The organism is Pyxidicoccus xibeiensis, assembly GCF_024198175.1.
GTDB classification, from domain to species: Bacteria; Myxococcota; Myxococcia; order Myxococcales; family Myxococcaceae; genus Myxococcus; species Myxococcus xibeiensis.
Window position 1 is genome coordinate 167,856 of record NZ_JAJVKV010000014.1, and the last position, 18,330, is coordinate 186,185.

The 18,330-nt window shown below is 72.0% G+C and carries 14 protein-coding genes; 6 read left to right on the forward strand and 8 right to left on the reverse strand.

What is annotated here, in order from left to right; genetic code table 11:
- Window positions 1-16 precede the first annotated feature (16 nt).
- The gene (locus tag LXT23_RS40135; RefSeq protein ID WP_253985749.1) at window positions 17-1,243 is read left to right on the forward strand and encodes a hypothetical protein; all 1,227 of its coding nucleotides are present in this window, start codon (window positions 17-19) and stop codon (window positions 1,241-1,243) included.
- 17 nt (window positions 1,244-1,260) lie between these two features.
- Here the strand turns inward: LXT23_RS40135 and LXT23_RS40140 are convergent, their stop codons facing one another.
- The 3 genes from LXT23_RS40140 to LXT23_RS40150 form a co-directional block, all read right to left on the reverse strand.
- Window positions 1,261-1,638, reverse strand: coding sequence for a hypothetical protein (locus LXT23_RS40140; protein ID WP_253985750.1), 378 nt, complete (start codon window positions 1,636-1,638; stop codon window positions 1,261-1,263).
- A 131-nt stretch (window positions 1,639-1,769) separates the two neighbouring features.
- A complete protein-coding gene (locus LXT23_RS40145; protein WP_253985751.1) occupies window positions 1,770-3,734 on the reverse strand; it encodes a protein kinase domain-containing protein in 1,965 nt (654 codons plus the stop codon).
- A gap of 100 nt (window positions 3,735-3,834) precedes the next feature.
- On the reverse strand, window positions 3,835-4,089 hold the full coding sequence (locus LXT23_RS40150; RefSeq protein WP_253985752.1) for a peptidase associated/transthyretin-like domain-containing protein: 255 nt from the start codon (window positions 4,087-4,089) through the stop codon (window positions 3,835-3,837).
- 464 nt (window positions 4,090-4,553) lie between these two features.
- On the opposite strand from LXT23_RS40150, the gene LXT23_RS40155 reads away from it, so the two are divergent.
- Complete coding sequence (locus LXT23_RS40155) at window positions 4,554-5,351, forward strand: hypothetical protein (RefSeq protein ID WP_253985753.1); 798 nt, start codon at window positions 4,554-4,556, stop codon at window positions 5,349-5,351.
- 6 nt (window positions 5,352-5,357) lie between these two features.
- On the opposite strand, the gene LXT23_RS40160 is transcribed toward LXT23_RS40155, so the two are convergent.
- Together LXT23_RS40160 and LXT23_RS40165 are read right to left on the reverse strand one after the other, a co-directional pair.
- On the reverse strand, window positions 5,358-8,480 hold the full coding sequence (locus LXT23_RS40160) for a poly(A) polymerase (protein ID WP_253985754.1): 3,123 nt from the start codon (window positions 8,478-8,480) through the stop codon (window positions 5,358-5,360).
- Between the two features lie 150 nt (window positions 8,481-8,630).
- Window positions 8,631-9,956 (reverse strand): BamA/TamA family outer membrane protein, encoded by a 1,326-nt coding sequence (locus LXT23_RS40165; protein WP_407692943.1) that lies wholly within the window; start codon window positions 9,954-9,956, stop codon window positions 8,631-8,633.
- A gap of 146 nt (window positions 9,957-10,102) precedes the next feature.
- Between LXT23_RS40165 and LXT23_RS40170 the strand changes: the two genes are divergently transcribed.
- On the forward strand, window positions 10,103-10,834 hold the full coding sequence (locus tag LXT23_RS40170; protein ID WP_253985756.1) for a M90 family metallopeptidase: 732 nt from the start codon (window positions 10,103-10,105) through the stop codon (window positions 10,832-10,834).
- A gap of 71 nt (window positions 10,835-10,905) precedes the next feature.
- Window positions 10,906-11,859 carry a type I pantothenate kinase gene (gene coaA / locus LXT23_RS40175; protein WP_253985757.1) on the forward strand — a complete coding sequence of 318 codons (954 nt, stop codon included), beginning with the start codon at window positions 10,906-10,908 and terminating at the stop codon, window positions 11,857-11,859.
- A 4-nt stretch (window positions 11,860-11,863) separates the two neighbouring features.
- Here the strand turns inward: coaA and LXT23_RS40180 are convergent, their stop codons facing one another.
- Both LXT23_RS40180 and LXT23_RS40185 read right to left on the reverse strand, forming a co-directional pair.
- Window positions 11,864-13,474: a tetratricopeptide repeat protein gene (locus LXT23_RS40180; RefSeq protein ID WP_253985758.1), complete on the reverse strand. Its 1,611-nt coding sequence runs from the start codon at window positions 13,472-13,474 to the stop codon at window positions 11,864-11,866.
- Between the two features lie 122 nt (window positions 13,475-13,596).
- The gene (locus LXT23_RS40185; RefSeq protein WP_253985808.1) at window positions 13,597-14,070 is read right to left on the reverse strand and encodes a GNAT family N-acetyltransferase; all 474 of its coding nucleotides are present in this window, start codon (window positions 14,068-14,070) and stop codon (window positions 13,597-13,599) included.
- 105 nt (window positions 14,071-14,175) lie between these two features.
- Between LXT23_RS40185 and LXT23_RS40190 the strand changes: the two genes are divergently transcribed.
- Together LXT23_RS40190 and LXT23_RS40195 are read left to right on the forward strand one after the other, a co-directional pair.
- Window positions 14,176-15,246: an AbrB family transcriptional regulator gene (locus LXT23_RS40190; RefSeq protein WP_253985759.1), complete on the forward strand. Its 1,071-nt coding sequence runs from the start codon at window positions 14,176-14,178 to the stop codon at window positions 15,244-15,246.
- Window positions 15,247-15,322: 76 nt separating this feature from the next.
- A complete protein-coding gene (locus LXT23_RS40195) occupies window positions 15,323-16,186 on the forward strand; it encodes an NAD-dependent protein deacetylase (RefSeq protein WP_253985760.1) in 864 nt (287 codons plus the stop codon).
- On the opposite strand, the gene LXT23_RS40200 is transcribed toward LXT23_RS40195, so the two are convergent.
- A complete protein-coding gene (locus tag LXT23_RS40200; protein WP_253985761.1) occupies window positions 16,183-18,234 on the reverse strand; it encodes a radical SAM protein in 2,052 nt (683 codons plus the stop codon). The genes LXT23_RS40195 and LXT23_RS40200 overlap by 4 nt on opposite strands.
- Window positions 18,235-18,330 lie beyond the last annotated feature (96 nt).

Consider the following 18,330-nt stretch of genomic DNA (forward strand, 5'->3'; position numbering starts at 1 on the left):
TTCGCCCGAAACGCCCATGACGACTCCCGCTCCCCTGAATGCCGCCGCCGAGCAGTACGTGAAGCTCGTCCTCGCCGTGGGCCAGCACGACAAGAACTACGTGGACGCGTACTACGGGCCGGAGGCGTGGGCGAAGGAGGCCGAGGCCGCGCGCATGTCCCTGCTGGACATTGGCGGACGGGCGGCCGCGCTGGTGAAGGAGGTGGAGGACGTCCCGGTGCCCGACGACGCGCTCCTCGCGATGCGCCGGCGCTTCCTGCTCACGCAGCTCAACGCCCTCTCCGCGCGGGTGCGGATGCTGTCGGGCGAGCAGCTGAAGTTCGACGAGGAGAGCGAGGCCCTGTACGGCGCCCGGTCGCCGCGCCACACCGAGGCGGACTTCGAGGCGGTGCACGCCGAGCTGGAGAAGCTCATCCCCGGGCCGGGCCCTCTGCCCGAGCGCCTCACGCGCTTCCGCCAGGACTTCGTCATCCCCAAGGACAAGCTGGATGTCGTCATGCGCACCGCCATGGAGGAGGCGCGCCGCCGCACGCTGAAGTTCGTGAAGCTGCCCGCGCACGAGAGCTTCACCCTGGAGTTCGTCACCCACAAGCCGTGGGGCGGCTACAACTGGTTCAAGGGCAACGCCACCAGCCTCATTCAAATCAACACCGACCTGCCCATCTTCATCTCGCGCGCCATCGACCTGGGGGCGCACGAGGGCTACCCCGGCCACCACGTCTACAACGCGCTGCTGGAGCAGCACCTGGTGCGCGAGCGCGGGTGGGTGGAGTTTTCGGTGTACCCGCTGTACTCGCCCATGTCCTTCATCGCCGAGGGCAGCGCCAACTACGGCATCGAGATGGCCTTCCCCGACGCCGCCGACTACCTGCGCGACGTCCTCTTCCCCCTCGCGGGGCTGGACCCGAAGCGGGCCGACGAATACTCGCGGATGGAGGAGCTGAACAAGAAGCTGTCGTACGCGGACAACGAGGCGGGGCGCCGGTACCTGGATGGAGAAATCAGCCGGGACGCCGCGCGGGACTGGCTCATCCGCTATGCGCTGCTCTCGCCCGAGCGCGCCACGCAGCGCATGGCCTTCATCGACAGCAACCGCGCGTACATCATCAACTACAACGCGGGCCAGGACCTGGTGAAGCAGTACGTGGAGCGGCAGGCGGGCCCGGGGGCCACGCCCGTGCGCAAGTGGGAGGTGTTCCTGGAGCTGCTGTCCTCGCCACGGCTGCCCGCGGACCTGCGCTGACCGCGGCCGCGCGGGCTTCAGCGCCCGAGCGCGGTGCGGATGAGGGGCAGGGAAGGGTCGGGGGGCTCGGCCGGGGGAGGCCGCTCCACCAGCACCACCGAGTCCTCCTCCAGCTCGAGGCGGCCACCCCCCAGGAACTCGATGCGCGCGGAGGCCTGCGCTCCCGTGCGCACCCAGTCCCCCGAGCGGAACGTCGCTCCGGGCGCGAGCGGCTCCCAGAAGGACTGGCCGCCCCTCAGGACCTCCACCCTGCCGCTGGCGGTGGCACACGTGGCGATGATGTCCGCCAGCTTCCGCGTCAGGCCCGCGGTGTCCACCGGCGCCTCCCGGTTTCGCCCGCAGGCGGAGAGTCCGCTGGCGAGCGCCACCAGCGCCCATCCCCAGGCCCTGCACATGCCGTCCCGCCTCGTCGCATCCCGCCTGGACTCAGGTCCTCCAAGCCCCGGAGTGCTCGTGTCCACGAGGCCTCCGAGCACCTCCCGGGCGGACGCGCTCGAACGCGCGCGCAGCCGTGGGCCAGCAGGCCTCATGGCGCATCCCGGGTGGTGTGGCTGCGGCTTCGGACCTGCTCCTCGAGCACCCGCATGCGCTCTCGCAGCGGCGCGCGGCTCGCGTCGGCCTCCAGCGCCGCACGGAAGTGGGCCACCGCCTCGGACACGTCGCCGCGTTGCTCGGCCACCTCTCCCAGCCGCGTGAAGGTGTCCGCCAGCAACCGGAGCCTCGCGAGCACTCGCGGGTCTTCCGGGCTCAGCGCCAGCGCTGCCTGGAGCTGGCCGAGCGCGGTGTCCTCGCCGGACCCCACCAGTCGCGCAATGGAGGCGAGCCGGTCCGCGCGCTCCAGGTGCTCGCCCACGAGTGCCTCCTGCTGCCGCTGTCTCCACATGAGCCCGCCTCCCGCAATGAGCACCACGAGCAGTCCCGCCAGGCCCCTGCGCAGGGCCCGGCGGTGGCGCGCGATGACCAGCCGCAACCAGCGTGGCATCAGCTCCCGCAGCGCCGTGGTGGCCCAGCGGTACGCGTGCGAGGGGTCTCCGCCATCCCTCCGCCGCGCGATGCTGATGAGCTTCCCCGTCTCGAGCTGGGCCTCTTCCAGCTCGTCGCCGAACAGCTCCCGCATCGTCTTCACGAGGTCGAAGGGCGGCAGGGTGGCGCGCACCTGCTCCAGCGCCACGCGCAGCGCCCGGGCGCTCGGGGCCCGGCGCGTGCGGTCATACTCGGTGGCCCATTGCACCAGCCGGTCCAGCTCCGCGGGCACCTGGGGGTTGACGGCCGACGGCCTCAGCTTCGTGCGGCGCGAGGCGACGATGGCCGCCGGCTCGGTGATGCCCTCGAAGGCCCGCTCCAGCGTGAGCAGCTCGTACAGCACCAGCCCCAGGCCGTAGATGTCCCAGCCCCGCTCCGGCATGCCGCCCGCCGCCTGCTCCGGTGACATGTACGCGCGCTTGCCCACCATCAGCGAGTCGTTGCCGCTGGCGATGCTGGCGGAGGCCACCCCCATGTCCACCAGCTTCACCGCGCCGTGCAGGCCGACGAGCACGTTGCCCGGGCTCACGTCCCGGTGGACGAGGTGCAGGTGCCGGCCGTCCAGGTCCCGCTTCTCGTGGAGGTACTCCAGCGCCCTGCCCAGCTCGATGCCCAGCGCCACCGCCAGGGCGATGGGCGGAGGCCCGCCCCGCTCGCGCAGGCGCTGGACGAGCTCCGCGCCGTTGCAGCCGTGCACGTACTCCATGGCCATGAACGCGCGCCCGGCCGCGGAGCCCACGTCGAACACCTGGATGAGGTTGGGGTGCTGCAGCGTGGCGCTGAGGCGCGCCTCCGTGAGGAAGAGCCGCGACAGGCGCGGGTGGCAGGCGTACTCCCGGAAGACGAGCTTGAGCGCCACCAGCTTGTCCACCCCGTCTCCCATCAGCCGGCGCGCGAGGATGACCTCGGCCATGCCTCCCACGCCCAGGTGCCTCAGGAGCTGATAGGGACCGAAGACATCGAAAGGCCGCAGGCCTCCCTGCCAGGCGTGGGGGTCGAAGGCGTGCAGCAGCTCCTCGTTCGAGTAGTCCGGGAGCCCCGTGGCCGTCTCGTCCACGGAGCGGGGGAGGATGCCGACGGGGGTGACCTCCTCCCTCGGCGCGGAGTCGGGCTCTGTCACCGGCTCGGCGAAGACGCGAGGGATGGGCCCGGAGCGGCGCGCGGGCCTGGGGCCGCGCGGGTTCAGGGGTAGCTCCAGGCTCCCAGGGTCCAGCTCCACGTACTTCACGAAGTAGCCTCGCAGACGTCCCGTCATGCCGTGCTCGACGACCTGCACCTTCCCGGACACGACGGGCCTGCCGCTCTGGAAGGTGAGCTGGAGCGGGAACTCCGTGCCCACCGGCTCCAGCTGGTCGGCGGGAACGAACAGCCCATGCACGGTCATGCTCCGGGAGAGCCGCTCCCGGGACTCCGGCGCATCCGCGCACGGCAGCCGGAACACCCGGCGCTGCTCCTTCAGCGGTCTCACGCCTTCCCCCCGCGTGGTGTGTCCTGGTTCCGTGCCGGGCCACGCTGGCCGCCGGGCCCGGCGCGCGCCCACCCGTGGCGTCATGTCGGTGCGCCGCGCCTCAGGGCAACGGCGTGAGCGTCACCTGGAGGGGCTCCAGGCGCTCACCCACCGCCACCTGCGAGCGCCACGTCACATGGCCCGGGTGGCGGATGCTGACCTGGTGGAGGCCCGGGAGCAGCAGCACGCCTCCCGCGGAGCGCAGGTGCTCCGCCGTGCCCACCAGCCGGCCATTCACGATGACCTGGGCCCGCGGGGGCAGCACGTCGAAGCGCAGCCCGGGCCCGTCGGCCTGTGGCGGCCTGGGCGCTTCCACCAGGCGGGGCTCCGCTCCCGGCGCGGGCTTGCCCTGTCGCTCCAGCCGACTCCCTGGCGCCGTGCTCGCGCAGCCGAGGCTCCCTGCAATCACAAGCAGGAGAAGACAGGGGTTCCTGGTCGTCATGCCAGGGATTGAGCGCCTTGAGGGGGTTGCGCGTCAAGCGGGTATGTCATTGTTCTGGAGGGGTGTCATTGAGAGGACGCCCTGTGTGCCCGTGGGCGCGGGTGTCCCTTCCACCCCTCGGGAAGCGTGGGTGGCAGCTCCGGAGCCCCCATTCGTCCCCTGCATTACAGGCCTACCCGCCTCCAGGGCCATGGGGATGCATTTCCGACTCTGGTGATATTTCTTGGAAATTGTCAGTAATTGTCTTGGGGGGAGCAAATGTCAGCAAAGGCTTGCGGTTCGGAAGGGGGCGCGTGTGACGCCGCCAACGCATGCGGCCCTGACCGCGGGCGCTTCCCATGAAGGGCTCGAGCGAGCGTGAAGCGGCGCTGTCCGGAGAGGGCACCGGGCGCGGGCCGGTGGAGCACCTGGGCCCCGCGCTGGAGCTGTTCCTCGCGGTGGAGGACACCACGTGCGAGAGCTGCTTGCTCGTCAACGGCGCGCTCGCATCCGGCGAGGCCGGGGACCTGGACAAGGCGCTGGCCCTGCTGGACGAGGCGATGGCGAAGAGTACCCGGGAGGGCAACCGGAAGACCCACGCCCTGGCCCGCCTCAACCTGGGCTGCTTCCTGCTGGAGCGCGGCGAGGCGGCGCGGGCCTGTGAGCACCTGGAGGCAGTGGCGCGCACCGGGCGGCAGCTCGGCATGCGGCTGCTGGAGGGTGTTGCGCTGGGCGAGCAGGGACGCGCGCTGCTGGTGCGAGGCCGGCCGGAGCTGGCCCAGTTCGTCCTGATGGAGGCCATTGGCATGCTGGAGCGGGTGTCGCGCTGGCACACGCTCCGCTTCTCCGCGCACCTGGCCGCGGCGCAGGCCGCGCTGGGCAACGTGCTCGCGGCGCGTGAGGGGCTCGCCGCCCTGGAGTCCTCCGCCGAGCTTCGGGCGGACCCGAGCCTGCGCGGACTGACGTCCATGCTGCGGGCCAGCGTGGAGGCCGCGGTGGCGCGGACGGGCGTGCCCGGCAGCCGCGAGGCGGAGGTGGCGCTGGAGGCCGCACGGCGACGCCTGGCGCGGGCCCGGAGCGCGCTGCCCGCCGAGGCCTCGTCGGACCTGCGCGTGTCACTGCGGCTGCTGGAGCAGACGGTGATGGCGCGCGGCTGAGGGACGTCAGTCCTCCACCAGGTCCACCCGGAGCGAGGTGCCCTCGGGACGGTGGTTCCACTCGTGGAACGAGGTGCGGAAGTCCTCCACCGCCTCGAAGAGGAAGCCATACCGGCGCAGGACGACCTCTCCGTGTCCGGCGTTCCGCGTCTCCAGCCCGAGGGCGAAGGGCGCATGGGGGCCAGGGGAGGGCAGGGGCCGCATGAAGAGGCGGCGGTCTCCCTCCAGCCGGAACAGCAGGGCGGTGAGATGCCCGAGCACCCAGCCAGCGGCCGCCTCACGCGCCTCGGGCGACGGCGCGTCGATGGCCAGCACCAGCCGGGCGGGTGGCTTGTACGTCCGGTCCAGCGGCTCGAAGAGGGCTTCCCAGGACTCCGCGGTGCCCTGGGCGCGCGCGGAGGCGACCACCTCGCGGGCCCGGGTCAGCTCGTCGCGCAGCGTGCGGGAGGTGGAGCGCGAGATGTTGCGCGCGGTGTTCCGGGGGGGCGCCGCGGGCGCGAGGATGGGCAGGAGGTCCCGCTTGCCATCCGGGCTGTAGCGCGCCGTCTCCGGGGTGAGCGTCACCGGCTGGGGCCAGCGCCAGGTGGAGAACGTCTCGAAGAAGCGCGCGAGCAGCGCCGCGTCCGAGCCGGCGTCCTGTTCGCTCATCCGCGTGCAGGCCCAGGCGGCCAGGATGGACCAGGACAGGCCGCCCAGGTAGCCCAGCGCGTGGGAGTAGAGGCCGCGGGCCTTCGCCCAGGCCTTCACCGCGCGCAGCAGGGTGCGGAAGCGCTCGGGGGCTGCTCCCGCGTGCTCCAGCGCGTCGAGCAGGCCCCGCGTGTCCGCCAGCCCGAGGACGGAGCGGAGGCCCGGGACGTCGAGCCGCTCGGAGTGCAGCGCCAGCAGCGTCTCGGGAGGGCAGGGGTCCACGCCCTCGGGACGGCTGGCATAGGAGAGGTCGATGCTCACGCCTCCGAGGGAGAGCTTCACCAGCGGAATGGCGGCGTCCGCCACGAAGCGCGCGGACGCGGGGCCTGCTTCCTGGATGAGCGCTCGTGCGAAGTCCTCGCGCAACAGGCTCGCGGGGCCGATGGCCACCGCATCCACGTCACTGCCCGCGCCGTCCGTTCCCAGGAGGTACGAGCCATACGGGTGGAGCTCCGCGCCGACACGCGTGCAGAGGGCCTGGAGTTGCTCCACCGCCGCCGTGCGCGCGGCGCGGGCTTCGGGGGCCGCCGCGGCGCCGTGGCGGGCCAGGGCGGCGTGGAGGAGGGTGTCAGTCGCTCGGGCGTCCTCGGGGGTGGGGGCGCTTCTGGGCTGCTTGCCCGCGAGGGGAATGCGCCGGACGACCTCGAACGGCGTGTCCCCCTTCCTGCGGATGATGCACACCTCGCGTGCCTCGAAGGTGAGCGGACGCCAGTGCTTCTCCCATGCGGACAGCGTGCGCGCGAGGTCGGTGGCGCTGGCGCGGGGAAGCTGGCCGACGGAGAGGTGCGGCGTGAAGCCGCGCGCGGACTTGTGGCCCTGGTCGTCGCACTCGGGCAGGGCCTGCTCGAGCTTCGCGTGCAGGGCCTGGAGTGCTCCGTACGGCTTGTCCTCCGGGCGGAGCCACGCCGTCACGTTGGCGCGGTGCTCGAAGTGGTGGAAGCCGGAGAGCGTCACCTGGAAGGGCTTCACGTCGCGAAGCGCCTCGGTGAGCAGCGCCTCGACCTCGTCGAAGGACTCCTCGGGGAGGAAGGGGTAGAGGAGCGTGACGTGCGGCATCCACCGGGTGAACTTCGCGTCGTGCTTCCGCCGCAGGGCCTGGATGGGCTCCCACACCTCGTCGGGCGGGATGAGCACCACCGCCGTGTGGTGGACGAGCCGGGCCGCGCGGGGGCGGGAGGGCGCGGGCTCCTGGGGGACGTCGCCCCGGCGCAGGACGCAGCGCAGGCCGAAGTGGTCGGACAGGAAGAGGGCCGCTCCAGTGGGCGCGGGAGGCCCCTTCAGGGGCGCCTCGCCAAACAGCTCCACGGCCTGCGCGGTGAGCCTCCCGGACGGTGAGCACACCAGCACCCGGTCCAGCCGCTGCCGCCGGCCCGAGGTGGTGGTGGTCGCCGCCAGCGCGTTGAGGGCGGGGTCGTACGTCTCGCCGCCCTCTCCGGGTCGCAGCGTGGGCCAGGCGTCCACGAAGCCCGCGTCGGCGAAGGCGTCGGCCTCGGGCTCGCCGTCGCCGAAGTTGAAGTCACCCGCCAGCACCACGTCCGGCGCGCCTTCCTCTGCTTGCGTCCCCAACGTGCGTGCCCACTCGACGAGCGTCCGGACCTGGGAGGCCCGCGCGTTGCCGCCGGAGGGTGCGTGGTTGCTCGTCAGGTGCTGCGTGGCCACCCACAGCGGGTGGCCCGCCACGGCGAGCCGGGCCGCGATGATGCGCTTGTCCCGGGTGAAGACGCGCTGGCACAGCGTGGCGAACGGGACGCGGGACAGGAGCACCTGTCCATAAGGCGTCACGGTGGCGGCGCCCGGACCTTCGGAGAGCCAGTAGCCCTCACGCACCCACGGCTCCGCGAGCAGCGCCTGGAGGAAGGGCGCGGTGACTTCCTGCAGGGCGATGAGGTCCGCGTCCAGCGTCTGGAGCTGCGCGAGCGTGGCGGGCGTCCGTCGCTCCGTGGCCAGCTTCTCCGCGTCGTGCAGGTCGAACAGCACGTTGAAGGTGACGAGCGTGAGCTGCTCGGGCGAGGGGCGCGGGCGGGTGTCATCGGCCTGGGCGGAGGACTCCACCCACGTGGAGGTCCGCGCATCGAACCGGTACGCCGGCAGCGGGGTGAAGCCGGAGGCTTCTCGCGAGGCAGCGGGCGCGGCCCTGGGCGCTGGTGCCACGTCCGCCCGCGCGGGAGCCGCCACGGGGGCGGGCTCCTCGGCGGACGGGGTGAGGGAGTCGAGCAGGTCGAGGCGCTGCTTGCGGTCCCACACCACCTGGCGGCCGCGCTTGAAGTACCAGACGCGGTGCCAGGGAATCTCCCCATCGGGGACGAAGGCCTCGAAGGGCATCTCCTCCAGCGCTTCGAGGTGGGCGTCGTAGCCGATGACGAACTCACGGGCATCGAGCCGCGGGTCCCAGCGGATGCGGTGGTACACCTCGCGGCTGGTCGTGAAGCGTTCCTGGGACATGACGGTGGCTCGCGAGCAAGGGGCCCTGCAGCGTACCCAAAGCCCGACAGGTGAAGCAGCAGGGCCCGGTGCGCGAGGCACCTGACGCCGGGCCGGAGTCCCAGCTGACAGGTGCCCCGGACGGGGCCACCCACCGAGGGCCCGGCGCGCTCAGGTCGGATTCACGCCCGCGACGAGGTAGAAGCGGAACTCGCCCGAGTTGACGCCGTAGGCCACATCCACGCCCACCAGCGGGAGGACGACGTTGCGCAGGTACAGGCGCAGCCCCGCGCCCACCCCCTGCGCCACCGTGGCGCCGTCCAGCCCCTCCTCCGCGTCCGGGAGGAAGCCGCGCACCACGCGCCCATTCACGTCGCGCAGCTCGCGGTCCTCGGGGATGTCGCGCCACAGCATCAGCCCTGAGTCGGAGAAGGCCACGCCCCGGAAGGACAGCTGGCGGACGGTGAAGAGGGGGAAGTGGTACTCGGCGGTGAAGGACAGCCGCGTGTCGCCGCGGAACTGGCGGTGGAGGAAGCCGCGCAGCGAGTTGCCGCCCAGCACCAGCTCCTGGTGGAAGGGCAGGTCCATGCCGGCGGCGGCCTCGCCCCGCAGCACCAGGTTGTGCTCGCCCATCAGCCGCAGGCCGTGCCGGTACAGCAGCCCGAAGCGCCGGTAGGTGAACTCGCTCCACACGCCGGGGGTGGACACCTCGTACGAGGCCTCGATGTTGAGGCCCTCCATGACGGCATGCAGGTTCTGCCGCGTGTCCACGCCCACCATCAGCCGCAGCGAGGTGTCCCGCTGCGAGGGGCCCGTCGAGAAGGCCTGCGTGGTGACCTCCTCGTCGTCGCTGGGCGACTTCGCGTCGATGCTCATCAGCCGGTACTTCGCCGCCGCGCGCACGCGCTCGAAGAGCATCACCCCCAGCTCGCCGCTGATGGACGCCGAGTTGAGGCGCGTGCGGCGCACCACCTCCGGGTCCTCCTGGCTCGCTCCGGACAGGTACTCGTCCACGCGGTCACTGCGCAGCTGTCCCTCCAGGCTGAAGCGCAGCTGCGGCAGGCCGAAGAGGTTCGGGTCCAGGTAGCCGGCGAACACGCCGCTCTCCGCCGTGCTCACCTGCGCCGCCGCTCCGAACTTCTTGCTGCGGCCCCACAGGTTGTTCTCCGCGTACAGCACGCCGCCGCCGATGTTGGACGACGACAGCGCGAAGGTGGGCGCCACCACCCAGGACGCCTTGTCCTCCACTTCGAGGATGACGCGCACCCCGCCCGTGCCCGTGGGCTCGGTGGTGACGCGCACCTCTTGAAAGAGGCCCGTGGCCACCAGGCGCCGCTCGATTCGGGTCAGGTCGTCGTCGGTGATGGCGTCGCCCGCGTCCACCCGCGAGTACGCCTGCACCGTCTCCGGCTTCGTCTTCTCCGGGCCGCGCACCACGACCTCGTCCACCACGCGCCCCGGCTCCTGGGCCTCTGCGCCCCGCGCCACCAGGCCCATCACCAGCGCCGCACACCACTTCACCACTCGTCCGCTCATTGCTCGTGCCACGTCCGTGCCGTCTTCCAGGGGGCCTCCGGCCCGGGCCCACGGGCGCAACCCTACCTCCAGACGCGAGCCCGGCGGGCATCTGCTATGCCATGTGAATGATTTCGCTCTTCCGCCAGCTCCGGCGCCGACGCCTTCAGCGCAACCCCTTCCCGGAGGCCTGGCTGGGCTACCTGGACGCGCGGGTGCCCTTCTTCCGCACGCTGTCTCCGGAGCTGAAGACGCCCTTCCTCGACAAGCTCAAGGTCTTCGCCTGGGAGAAGGAGTTCGTCGGAGCGGGCGGGCTCACCATCACCGACGAGATTCGCGTGGTGGTGTCCGCCTCGGCGGTGCAGCTCGTCCTGCACCTGGACCTGGCGTATTACGACGCCCTGCGGGAGGTCATCGTCTATCCCGCCGCCTTCAAGCTGCCGGACCGCACCGGCGCGGTGCTGGGGGAGGCGAAGCACTGGGGCAGCGTCATCCTCTCCTGGGAGGCGGTGGTGGCGGGGCTGCGCAACCCGGCGGACGGACACGACACCGCCACCCACGAGTTCGCGCACGTGCTGGACCGGGCGGACGGCGCCTTCGACGGGACGCCGGAGCTGCGGCGGTACTCGCACTACCAGGCGTGGGGCTCGGTGATGAGCGAGCACTTCCGCAAGCTCCAGGACGGGCAGCGCCAGGAGCGGCAGGTGCTGGACGACTACGGCGGGCTCAACGAGGCGGAGTTCTTCGCCGTGGCCACCGAGTCCTTCTTCGAGAAGCCCCGGCAGATGCGGGAGAAGACTCCTGGCCTCTATGAGGAGCTGAAGCGGTTCTACGGCTGGGACCCGGCCACGGAGGGCTGAAGGCCCGCGCGCGAGGGCCCGGGCTGTGGTAGGCGACGGACGCGGTGTCCATCCTCCTGGAGGAGCACTTCATGTCCGCACCCGGCAGCACGGCTGCTTCCATGTTCATCGACCTGGAGCGTGAGGCGTGGCGGGCCCTGCGTGCCTCGACGCCGCTGCCGCTCTCCGAGGCGGAGGTCGACGGGCTCCGGGGCCTGGGCGAGCAGCTGGATATGGAGGAGGTGGTGGACGTCTACCTGCCGCTCTCCCGGCTGCTCAACCTCCAGGTGGCCGCGGCGCAGCGGCTGTGGGCGGAGCAGCAGGCGTTCCTCGGAGGCCATGCCCGGAAGGTGCCGTTCATCATCGCCATCGCCGGGAGCGTGGCGGTGGGCAAGAGCACGACGGCCCGCATCCTCCAGGCCCTGCTGGGGCGCTGGCCGGACCACCCGCGCGTGGAGCTGGTGACGACGGACGGCTTCCTGTTCCCCAACCGCATCCTCACCGAGCGCGGGCTGATGAAGCGCAAGGGCTTCCCGGAGAGCTATGACCGGCGCGGCCTGGTGCGCTTTCTCGCGGAGCTCAAGGCCGGGCGCCCGGAGGTGACGGCGCCGGTGTACTCGCACCTCGTCTACGACGTGGTGCCCGAGGAGGCGAAGGTCATCCGCCAGCCGGACATCCTCATCCTGGAGGGACTCAACGTCCTGCAGTCCGGGCCGGTGGAGGGCAAGCGGATGCCGGGCACGTTCCTGTCCGACTTCTTCGACTTCTCCATCTACGTGGACGCCAGCGAGCACGACATCCGCCACTGGTACGTCAACCGCTTCCTCCAGCTGCAGCAGACGGCGTTCCGCGACGAGCGCAGCTACTTCCGCCGCTTCTCCGAGCTCACCCACGAGCAGGCCGTGGCCATGGCCGAGTCGGTGTGGGCCGAAATCAACGGGCCCAACCTGGCGCAGAACATCGCGCCCACGCGCTCGCGGGCCCGGCTGATTCTCACCAAGGGGCCGGACCACAAGGTGAAGCGCGTCCGCCTGCGCAAGCAGTAGCGGCTCACGGCGCGGGCGCGGCCTTCGCGCAGAGCGTCCCGTCGGTGAGCCCCGCCAGCCGCTCCGTCAGCACCCGCTCCACCTCCGGGTTGCCCTCCTCCTGGATGAGCTCGAGGGCGCGCTGCTCCGTCTGGACGGCCTCCTCGCACGCGCCGCTGCCCGCGAGCGCCATGGCGTATGTGTCCAGCGCGTAGGTGCTCCACGGCGTCAGCGTGACGGCCCACTGCGCCAGGGGGAGTGCCTCCTCGATGCGGCCCTGCGTGACGAGCTGCCACGCCAGGCCCGTCGCCGCGTAGGCATTGCGCGGCTCCAATTCGAGGGCCTTCTTGTAGGCCGCCTCGCGCTCCACCCGGGCCTCGGGCTCCGAGCCCAGGGCGGTGGCGAGCAGCAGCCACGCCTCGCTCTCGTCGGGCCAGGCCTCCACCGCGGCGCGGGCAATGGCGGGCCGCTCGCCCTCGGGCGCACTCCACAGCTTCGTGGACAGGGCCAGCAGGCTCTTCGGGTCCAGCCGCAGCGCCTCGTCCAGCTCGTCCTTCATCAGCTTCTTGCGGTTCTGGATGAAGGGCTCCCGGGGGGCCATGTTGGCGGCCAGCGCGGCCAGCTTCGCGCGGATGGCGTGCACCTCCGCGTCGTCGAGCACCTGCTCCACGTAGCTGGTGCCCACCGGAGGCACCTTCACCGTGCGCTCCGGGAAGGAGCGCTTGCGGACGTACTCCAGCAGCAGCTTGTCCAGCACCTGGGTCTCCAGCTCGGGCAGCGCGCGCCGCAGGGCCACGTCGGGCTCGACGCCTTGCGCGAGCAGGGCCTGGTACGCGGCGAACTCCTGGGGCCGGGCGTTGACGAGCCAGTGCACCATGAGCCAGCTCCCCGCGTACATCGCCGCGACGAGCTGGTCCCGCTCGTCCTCGGCCACGGATTGTTCCTCGGCGCGGTTCCAGGCGAACAGCCGGCTCGTCGTCCAGGGCACAGGCTGTCTGCGCCGGGTGCTCTTGTCGAGCTTCGCCTCGACCCAGCGCAGCCGCCACACCACCTCATGGAGGGCCTCCAGGTGCGGCCCGCCGACGATGGCCGTCGTCCCATCCTCGGACAGGCGCAGCAGCTCCAGGTACTCGGCCAGGCCCTCCGACAGCCAGCGGGGCTGGCGGGCGAGGGCGTAGGTGCTGAGGTGGTGCGCCAGCTCGTGGTTCAGCCGCGAGGACGAGGCCTCCGAGCGCCCCGAGAAGCGCCGCTCCCACGAGTCCGGAGTGCCCGGCAGGACGATGAGCGCCTCGCTCTCCCCCTTGAAGAAGAAGGCCCGCACGCGCCGGGGGTAGAGCCCCTCGAACTCGCCCACGTCGCGGAGCACGTAGACCTGGAGCTTCTGCATCGGCTGGCCCAGCACGTGGGGCCACATGGCCGCGAGCATGGCGACGCGCGTGCGCTCCAGCTGCACCATGGCCTTGCGCGCCTCGTCGGAGGGCAGGTCCGTCTGGAGCGTGAAGTGGTCGCTGTCCAGCTGCACCCACGGGCGGCCGCCCTCGCCCGGGCACCGGGTGAAGCGGGGGCCCACCACGCAGGCCACCTGGGATGAGACGAGGAACGCGAGCAGCGCTCCCATCGCGAGGCCATGACGCACTTCCAACACGCTCCTCCGCCGAGGCTCCCGCGCCCGGACCGTGACGGAAGTGTAGCCCGAGCCGCACGGAGCGCCGGAAGCCCGCCCACGTGCGTCATCAACGTCCGCACGGACGATATGTCTCACCGTGAGCGGCGTTGGGGGCGGACCATCTCGATGTGGGGGATGCCGTCCTCGTCGTAGACGTCCCCCTCGGCGTGGAAGCCGGTGCTCTCGTAGAAGCGCTGGAGGTAGTGCTGGGCGGAGATGCGGATGGGCACCGTGGGGAAGTCGGCGTCGAGCCTTGCAATGCCCCGCTCCACGAGCTCGCGTCCGAGGCCGCGCCCGCGTGCCCTGGGGGACGTCACCACCCGGCCCAGGCTGCTCGCGCCGGGGAACTTCACGTCGGGGGGCAGGATGCGCAGGTAGGCGGCGAGGAAGGGGACGCCGTCCGCGTCGTCATGGGCGAGCAGGTGGAGGGACGCGGCGTCCAGCCCGTCCACGTCCTGGTAGATGGAGCGCTGCTCCACCACGAACACCTCCTGCCGCAGGGCGAGCAGGGCGTACAGCTCGTCGAGGGTCAGCTCCCGGAAGCTCTTCCATTGCCAGCGCAGCATGAGGCGGGCGTGTAGCACGCTCCGGTGCTCCGGTCCCAGACACCGCGTGCGCGGACCCACGCTCCCGCGCGGCGGAGGTCCGCTGCTGTTACCTTCGCGGCTGTCATGACGAAGGACTCTGGAGCGCCGGGCCCGTCGCGCGGGCGCGTGGCGGCCGTCACGGTGGCGTCGCTGCTCGGCGCCGCGCTGGCCGAGGCTGCCCACCTGCCCGCGGGCGCCCTGCTGGGCGCGATGCTGGTGTCGATTGCCGGCGCGCTCTCGCTGTCCGTCCACGTGCCGGTGCCGCGCCCCCTGCTGGTGGTGGCGCAGGCCGTGCTGGGCGGCGCGCTGTGCTCCTCCTTCCGGCCGGAGGCCTGGGCCGCGCTCGCCGAGCACTGGCACGTCGCGCTCGGCGCCGTGGTGGGCGTGGTGGCCGTGGCCCAGGGTGTGGCGCTCATCTGCGCGCGGCTGGGCCACCTGGATGCGCGCACCGCCACGCTGGGCCTGATGCCCGGTGGCGCCTCGGCGATGATTGCGCTGAGCGAGGAACTGGGCACCGACTCACGGCTGGTGACGCTCTTCCAGTACGTGCGGTTGAGCGTCGTCATCCTCGTTGCCGTGCTGGTGGGGCGGTGGGTGGGGGACTCGCCGGACGTGCGGGTCGCCAGCGCGGCGGCGCTGCCCGGCGCACCGCCCCCGTGGCTCGCGTGGGGGACGACGGCACTGGTGGCGCTCGTTGGAGGCTGGCTCGGCGCCCGGCTGAAGCTGCCGGCGGGCATCTTCCTCGGGCCCGTGCTGCTGGGCATTCCACTCACGGCGATGGGCGTGCCGGTGGGGGCGTGGCCTCCGGGCGTGTTGCCGCTGGCGCTGTGGGTGCTCGGCGCGCGCGTGGGCAGCCAGTTCGACGCCGCGGCCGTGCACGAGCTGCGGCGCGTGGCACTCGTCGCCGTGATGGCCGCGCTGGCCATGGTGGGTGGCTGCCTGCTGCTCGCGTGGGGCTGGTCGGCCGCGAGCGGGGTGGACCTGCTCACCACCTACTTCGCCACCTCACCCGGCGGCGCCGACTCGCTGCTCGCGATTGCGCTGGGCACGCGTGCCACGCTGTCGCTGGTGCTCGCCGTGCAGGTGGGACGCCTGCTGCTCGTCTTCCTCGTCGCGCCCACCTTCCTGCGGCGCCTGTCCGCCCGCCCTCCCTGACGACACTGGCGTACATGGGTGTCGGGAGTGCGCGTCTCCAGCGGCGCCAGGCCCGCATCATTATATGTAGGCCGCGATGACCTCTCCGCTCGACGCCCTGCCTGCCCCCGAAGCAACCGGGGCCGTGGACGCCCTGGCCTCCGTGCTGCGTGGCCGCCGGATTACGGTGCTGACAGGCGCCGGCTGCAGCACCGAGTCGGGCATCCCGGACTACCGCGGGCCGGGGACGCGGGCACGGGCCCGGAATCCCATCCAGCACCGCGAGTTCCTCAACCGCCCGGAGATTCGCGCGCGCTACTGGGCGCGGAGCCTGCTCGGCTGGCCTCGCTTCTCGCAGGCCAGGCCCAATGCCGCGCACCACGCGCTGGTGGCGATGGAGCGCGACGGCCTGGTGCCGGGGCTCATCACCCAGAACGTGGACCGGCTGCACCACGCAGCGGGTAGCTCGCGAGTCATCGAGCTGCACGGCGCGCTCGCGCGGGTGCGCTGCCTGGACTGCGGCGCGCAGGAGGCGCGGGTGGAGCTGCAGGAGCGGCTGCTCGCGCTCAACCCCGGCTTCGAGCACCACGTGCTGGAGCTGAGGCCGGACGGTGACGCGGAGCTGTCCTCGGAAGTGCTCCAGTCCTTCCACGTCCCGGAGTGCCTCGCCTGCGGCGGGACGCTGAAGCCGGACGTGGTGTTCTTCGGCGACAACGTGCCGGCGCCCACGGTGGAGGCGGCCTTCTCGCTGGTGGAGGAGGGCGACGCGCTGCTGGTGGTGGGCTCGTCGCTGGCCATCTTCTCCGGCTACCGCTTCCTGGTGCGCGCGTCGGAGCGGCGCATGCCCATCGCCATCCTCAACATCGGCGAGTGCCGGGGCGTGGAGCTGGCGGACGTGCGCGTGGAGGCGCGCGCCGGAGACGTGCTGCCCCGGCTCGCGGTGGAGCTGGCGCGCGGCTAGCGCCGCTTGAGCTCCGACTCCAGCTCCTGGCGGATGCGCTGCAGGGCCTCCATCAGCGGGTCCGCCGCCTCCACCTCCACAAGGGTCCTCATGCCGAGCAGCTTCCCCCGCTCGACGACGGCGGGCATCACCCGCAGCGGCTCCAGGGTGTCGACGTGCAGGGTGCTCCAGCGGCGCGACCCGCTGGTTTCCACCCGGTCCTCGGGCCGCAGGTAGGGCCGCAGGCGCGATGCGAGCTCCGCGGGCTCCAGGTCCGCCTCTCCGAACGTGACCAACACGGTGACACGCTTGCTGGTGAGGACCTTGCTGATGCCTCCATGGCGCTGGGCGATGAGCCCCAGCCTGGAGCCGATGTGGTCCGCCTCGACCAGGACATCCGGGCCCGCCACGCTGAACGCGCCGCCCAGGCTCCGCGCGAACCGCTCGGCGGACTCCAGCTTGTCGAAGGAGATCCACAGGCGCTCCGGGCTCGAGGACGGCGGCTGGAAGGGAAGGTGTTGCTCGAAGCGGTCATCCTCCTTGAGCTGCTTCACCATCTCCGCAGCGAGCACCGCGCCATGTTCCCGGGCCAGGTCCCCCAATCGGGCCACCCGCCTCGGCGTCGGCAGTGGATTGATGGTCACACCCGTCTCTCTGAAGTCGACGAGCCCGAACAGGTGGGGCCCCTGTCGGACGAAGGTCCCGAGCTCCTCGACGGCCAGCGCAGCCTCCACGCGCTCGAGCGACGACTCCGCCTTCGCCCCGAAGCCCACCGCGAGCATGTGGCCGTCGCGACCATTGATGACCGAGTGAACGACGCGCCCTCCGCGCTTCCACAACAGGTGTCGCAGCGCGGCGAAGTCGTCCCCCACCGTCATGCCCGTGTGGATCAGCACCGTGCGGCCGATGGCGGTGATGGAGTCCGGCGACGACGCGTCTTCGCCGATCTGGATGCCCTCGGCGGTGAGCAGGGCCTCCCAGTGTGCCGAGTAGGCCTGTGCGCGGGCGAAGCCGGGAAGCAGCGCCTCGACGAAGTCCGTGGCCTCCTGGGTCGTCTCGAAGCGCCCCACCAGGACGCAGTCGCCGCTGTTGTTGCCGGAGAAGCCCCGCCACAGGCGAACGCCGTCGGGCAGCCTGTCACCTCGCGCAATACCTGCCCGAGCGCAGCCCTTCAGCGGCGAGGCAGCGGATAGCACCTCCTGCCGCCCAGCCCAGCTCGCGAGCACGTCCTCCGCCGAGGCCACCGGGATTCCCCCGCCCTGGAAGGAGCACGCCTTCAGCTTCCGGTCCGAGGTGAGGGTGACGAAGTCCAGCCCCGCGCCGCAGTCGCCGCCGAACAGCCGGGGCACCTCCACCAGCGCGTCGCCGAAGCACACCGACAGCCGCGTGCGGATGGGGCTCGCGGCAATCACCGCCGTGAGCCGCGCCTCATCCTCCGCGCGGAGCTGGAGGCGTGCGTCATTCCCCACGTAGCGCAGCACGGCGGCGTCGCGGCAGCCAAGCCCGGCCAGCGTGTCCAGCATGGCAGGCAGCGCATCCAGCCGCTCCGGGGTGGCGAGGATGTTCACGCCGAAGGTCTGCCCCGACCGGGCCAGGCGCTGGACCGTCTCCTCCCACGCGTTGTCGTCATAGAGCGACACGCGGACCTCGCCGAGGTACGGCGTCAGCCGCGCCAGCCGCTCGTCGCTCAGCAGCGTGCCATTGGTGGTGATGTGCACGGCGAGCTTCGTCTCCGTCGCGAGCCGGCGGACCAGCTCATCGAAGCCCCGGAACGCCAGCGGCTCGCCACCGCCGAAGGCCACCTCCAGCGTGCCCGCGCGGGCCAGTCCCGAGAGCACGTCGAACGCCGAGTCCACCGTCCAGTCACTGCGCGCCTGGAGGTCCCGCGAGCAGAAGCCACAAGCGAGGTTGCACGCGTTGGTGATGCCGAACAGCGCCAACCGAGGCGCCCTGCGGCGCAGGTGCCGGGTGCCGGGGCCGTCGAAGCGGAGGTTCGTCCCCGTCTTCCGGTGGAACCAGAGCAGGGCGCCATCGAGCGCGTGGGGACGCCAGTCAGAAGCGGGCAGCATGGGAGACCTCGGGACGGTGGCGTCCCTACACGTTCATCGTCCCCTCAGCCTGACACCCGCGGGACACCCTGCTCAAGGCGCCGGCCGGTGAAGCCG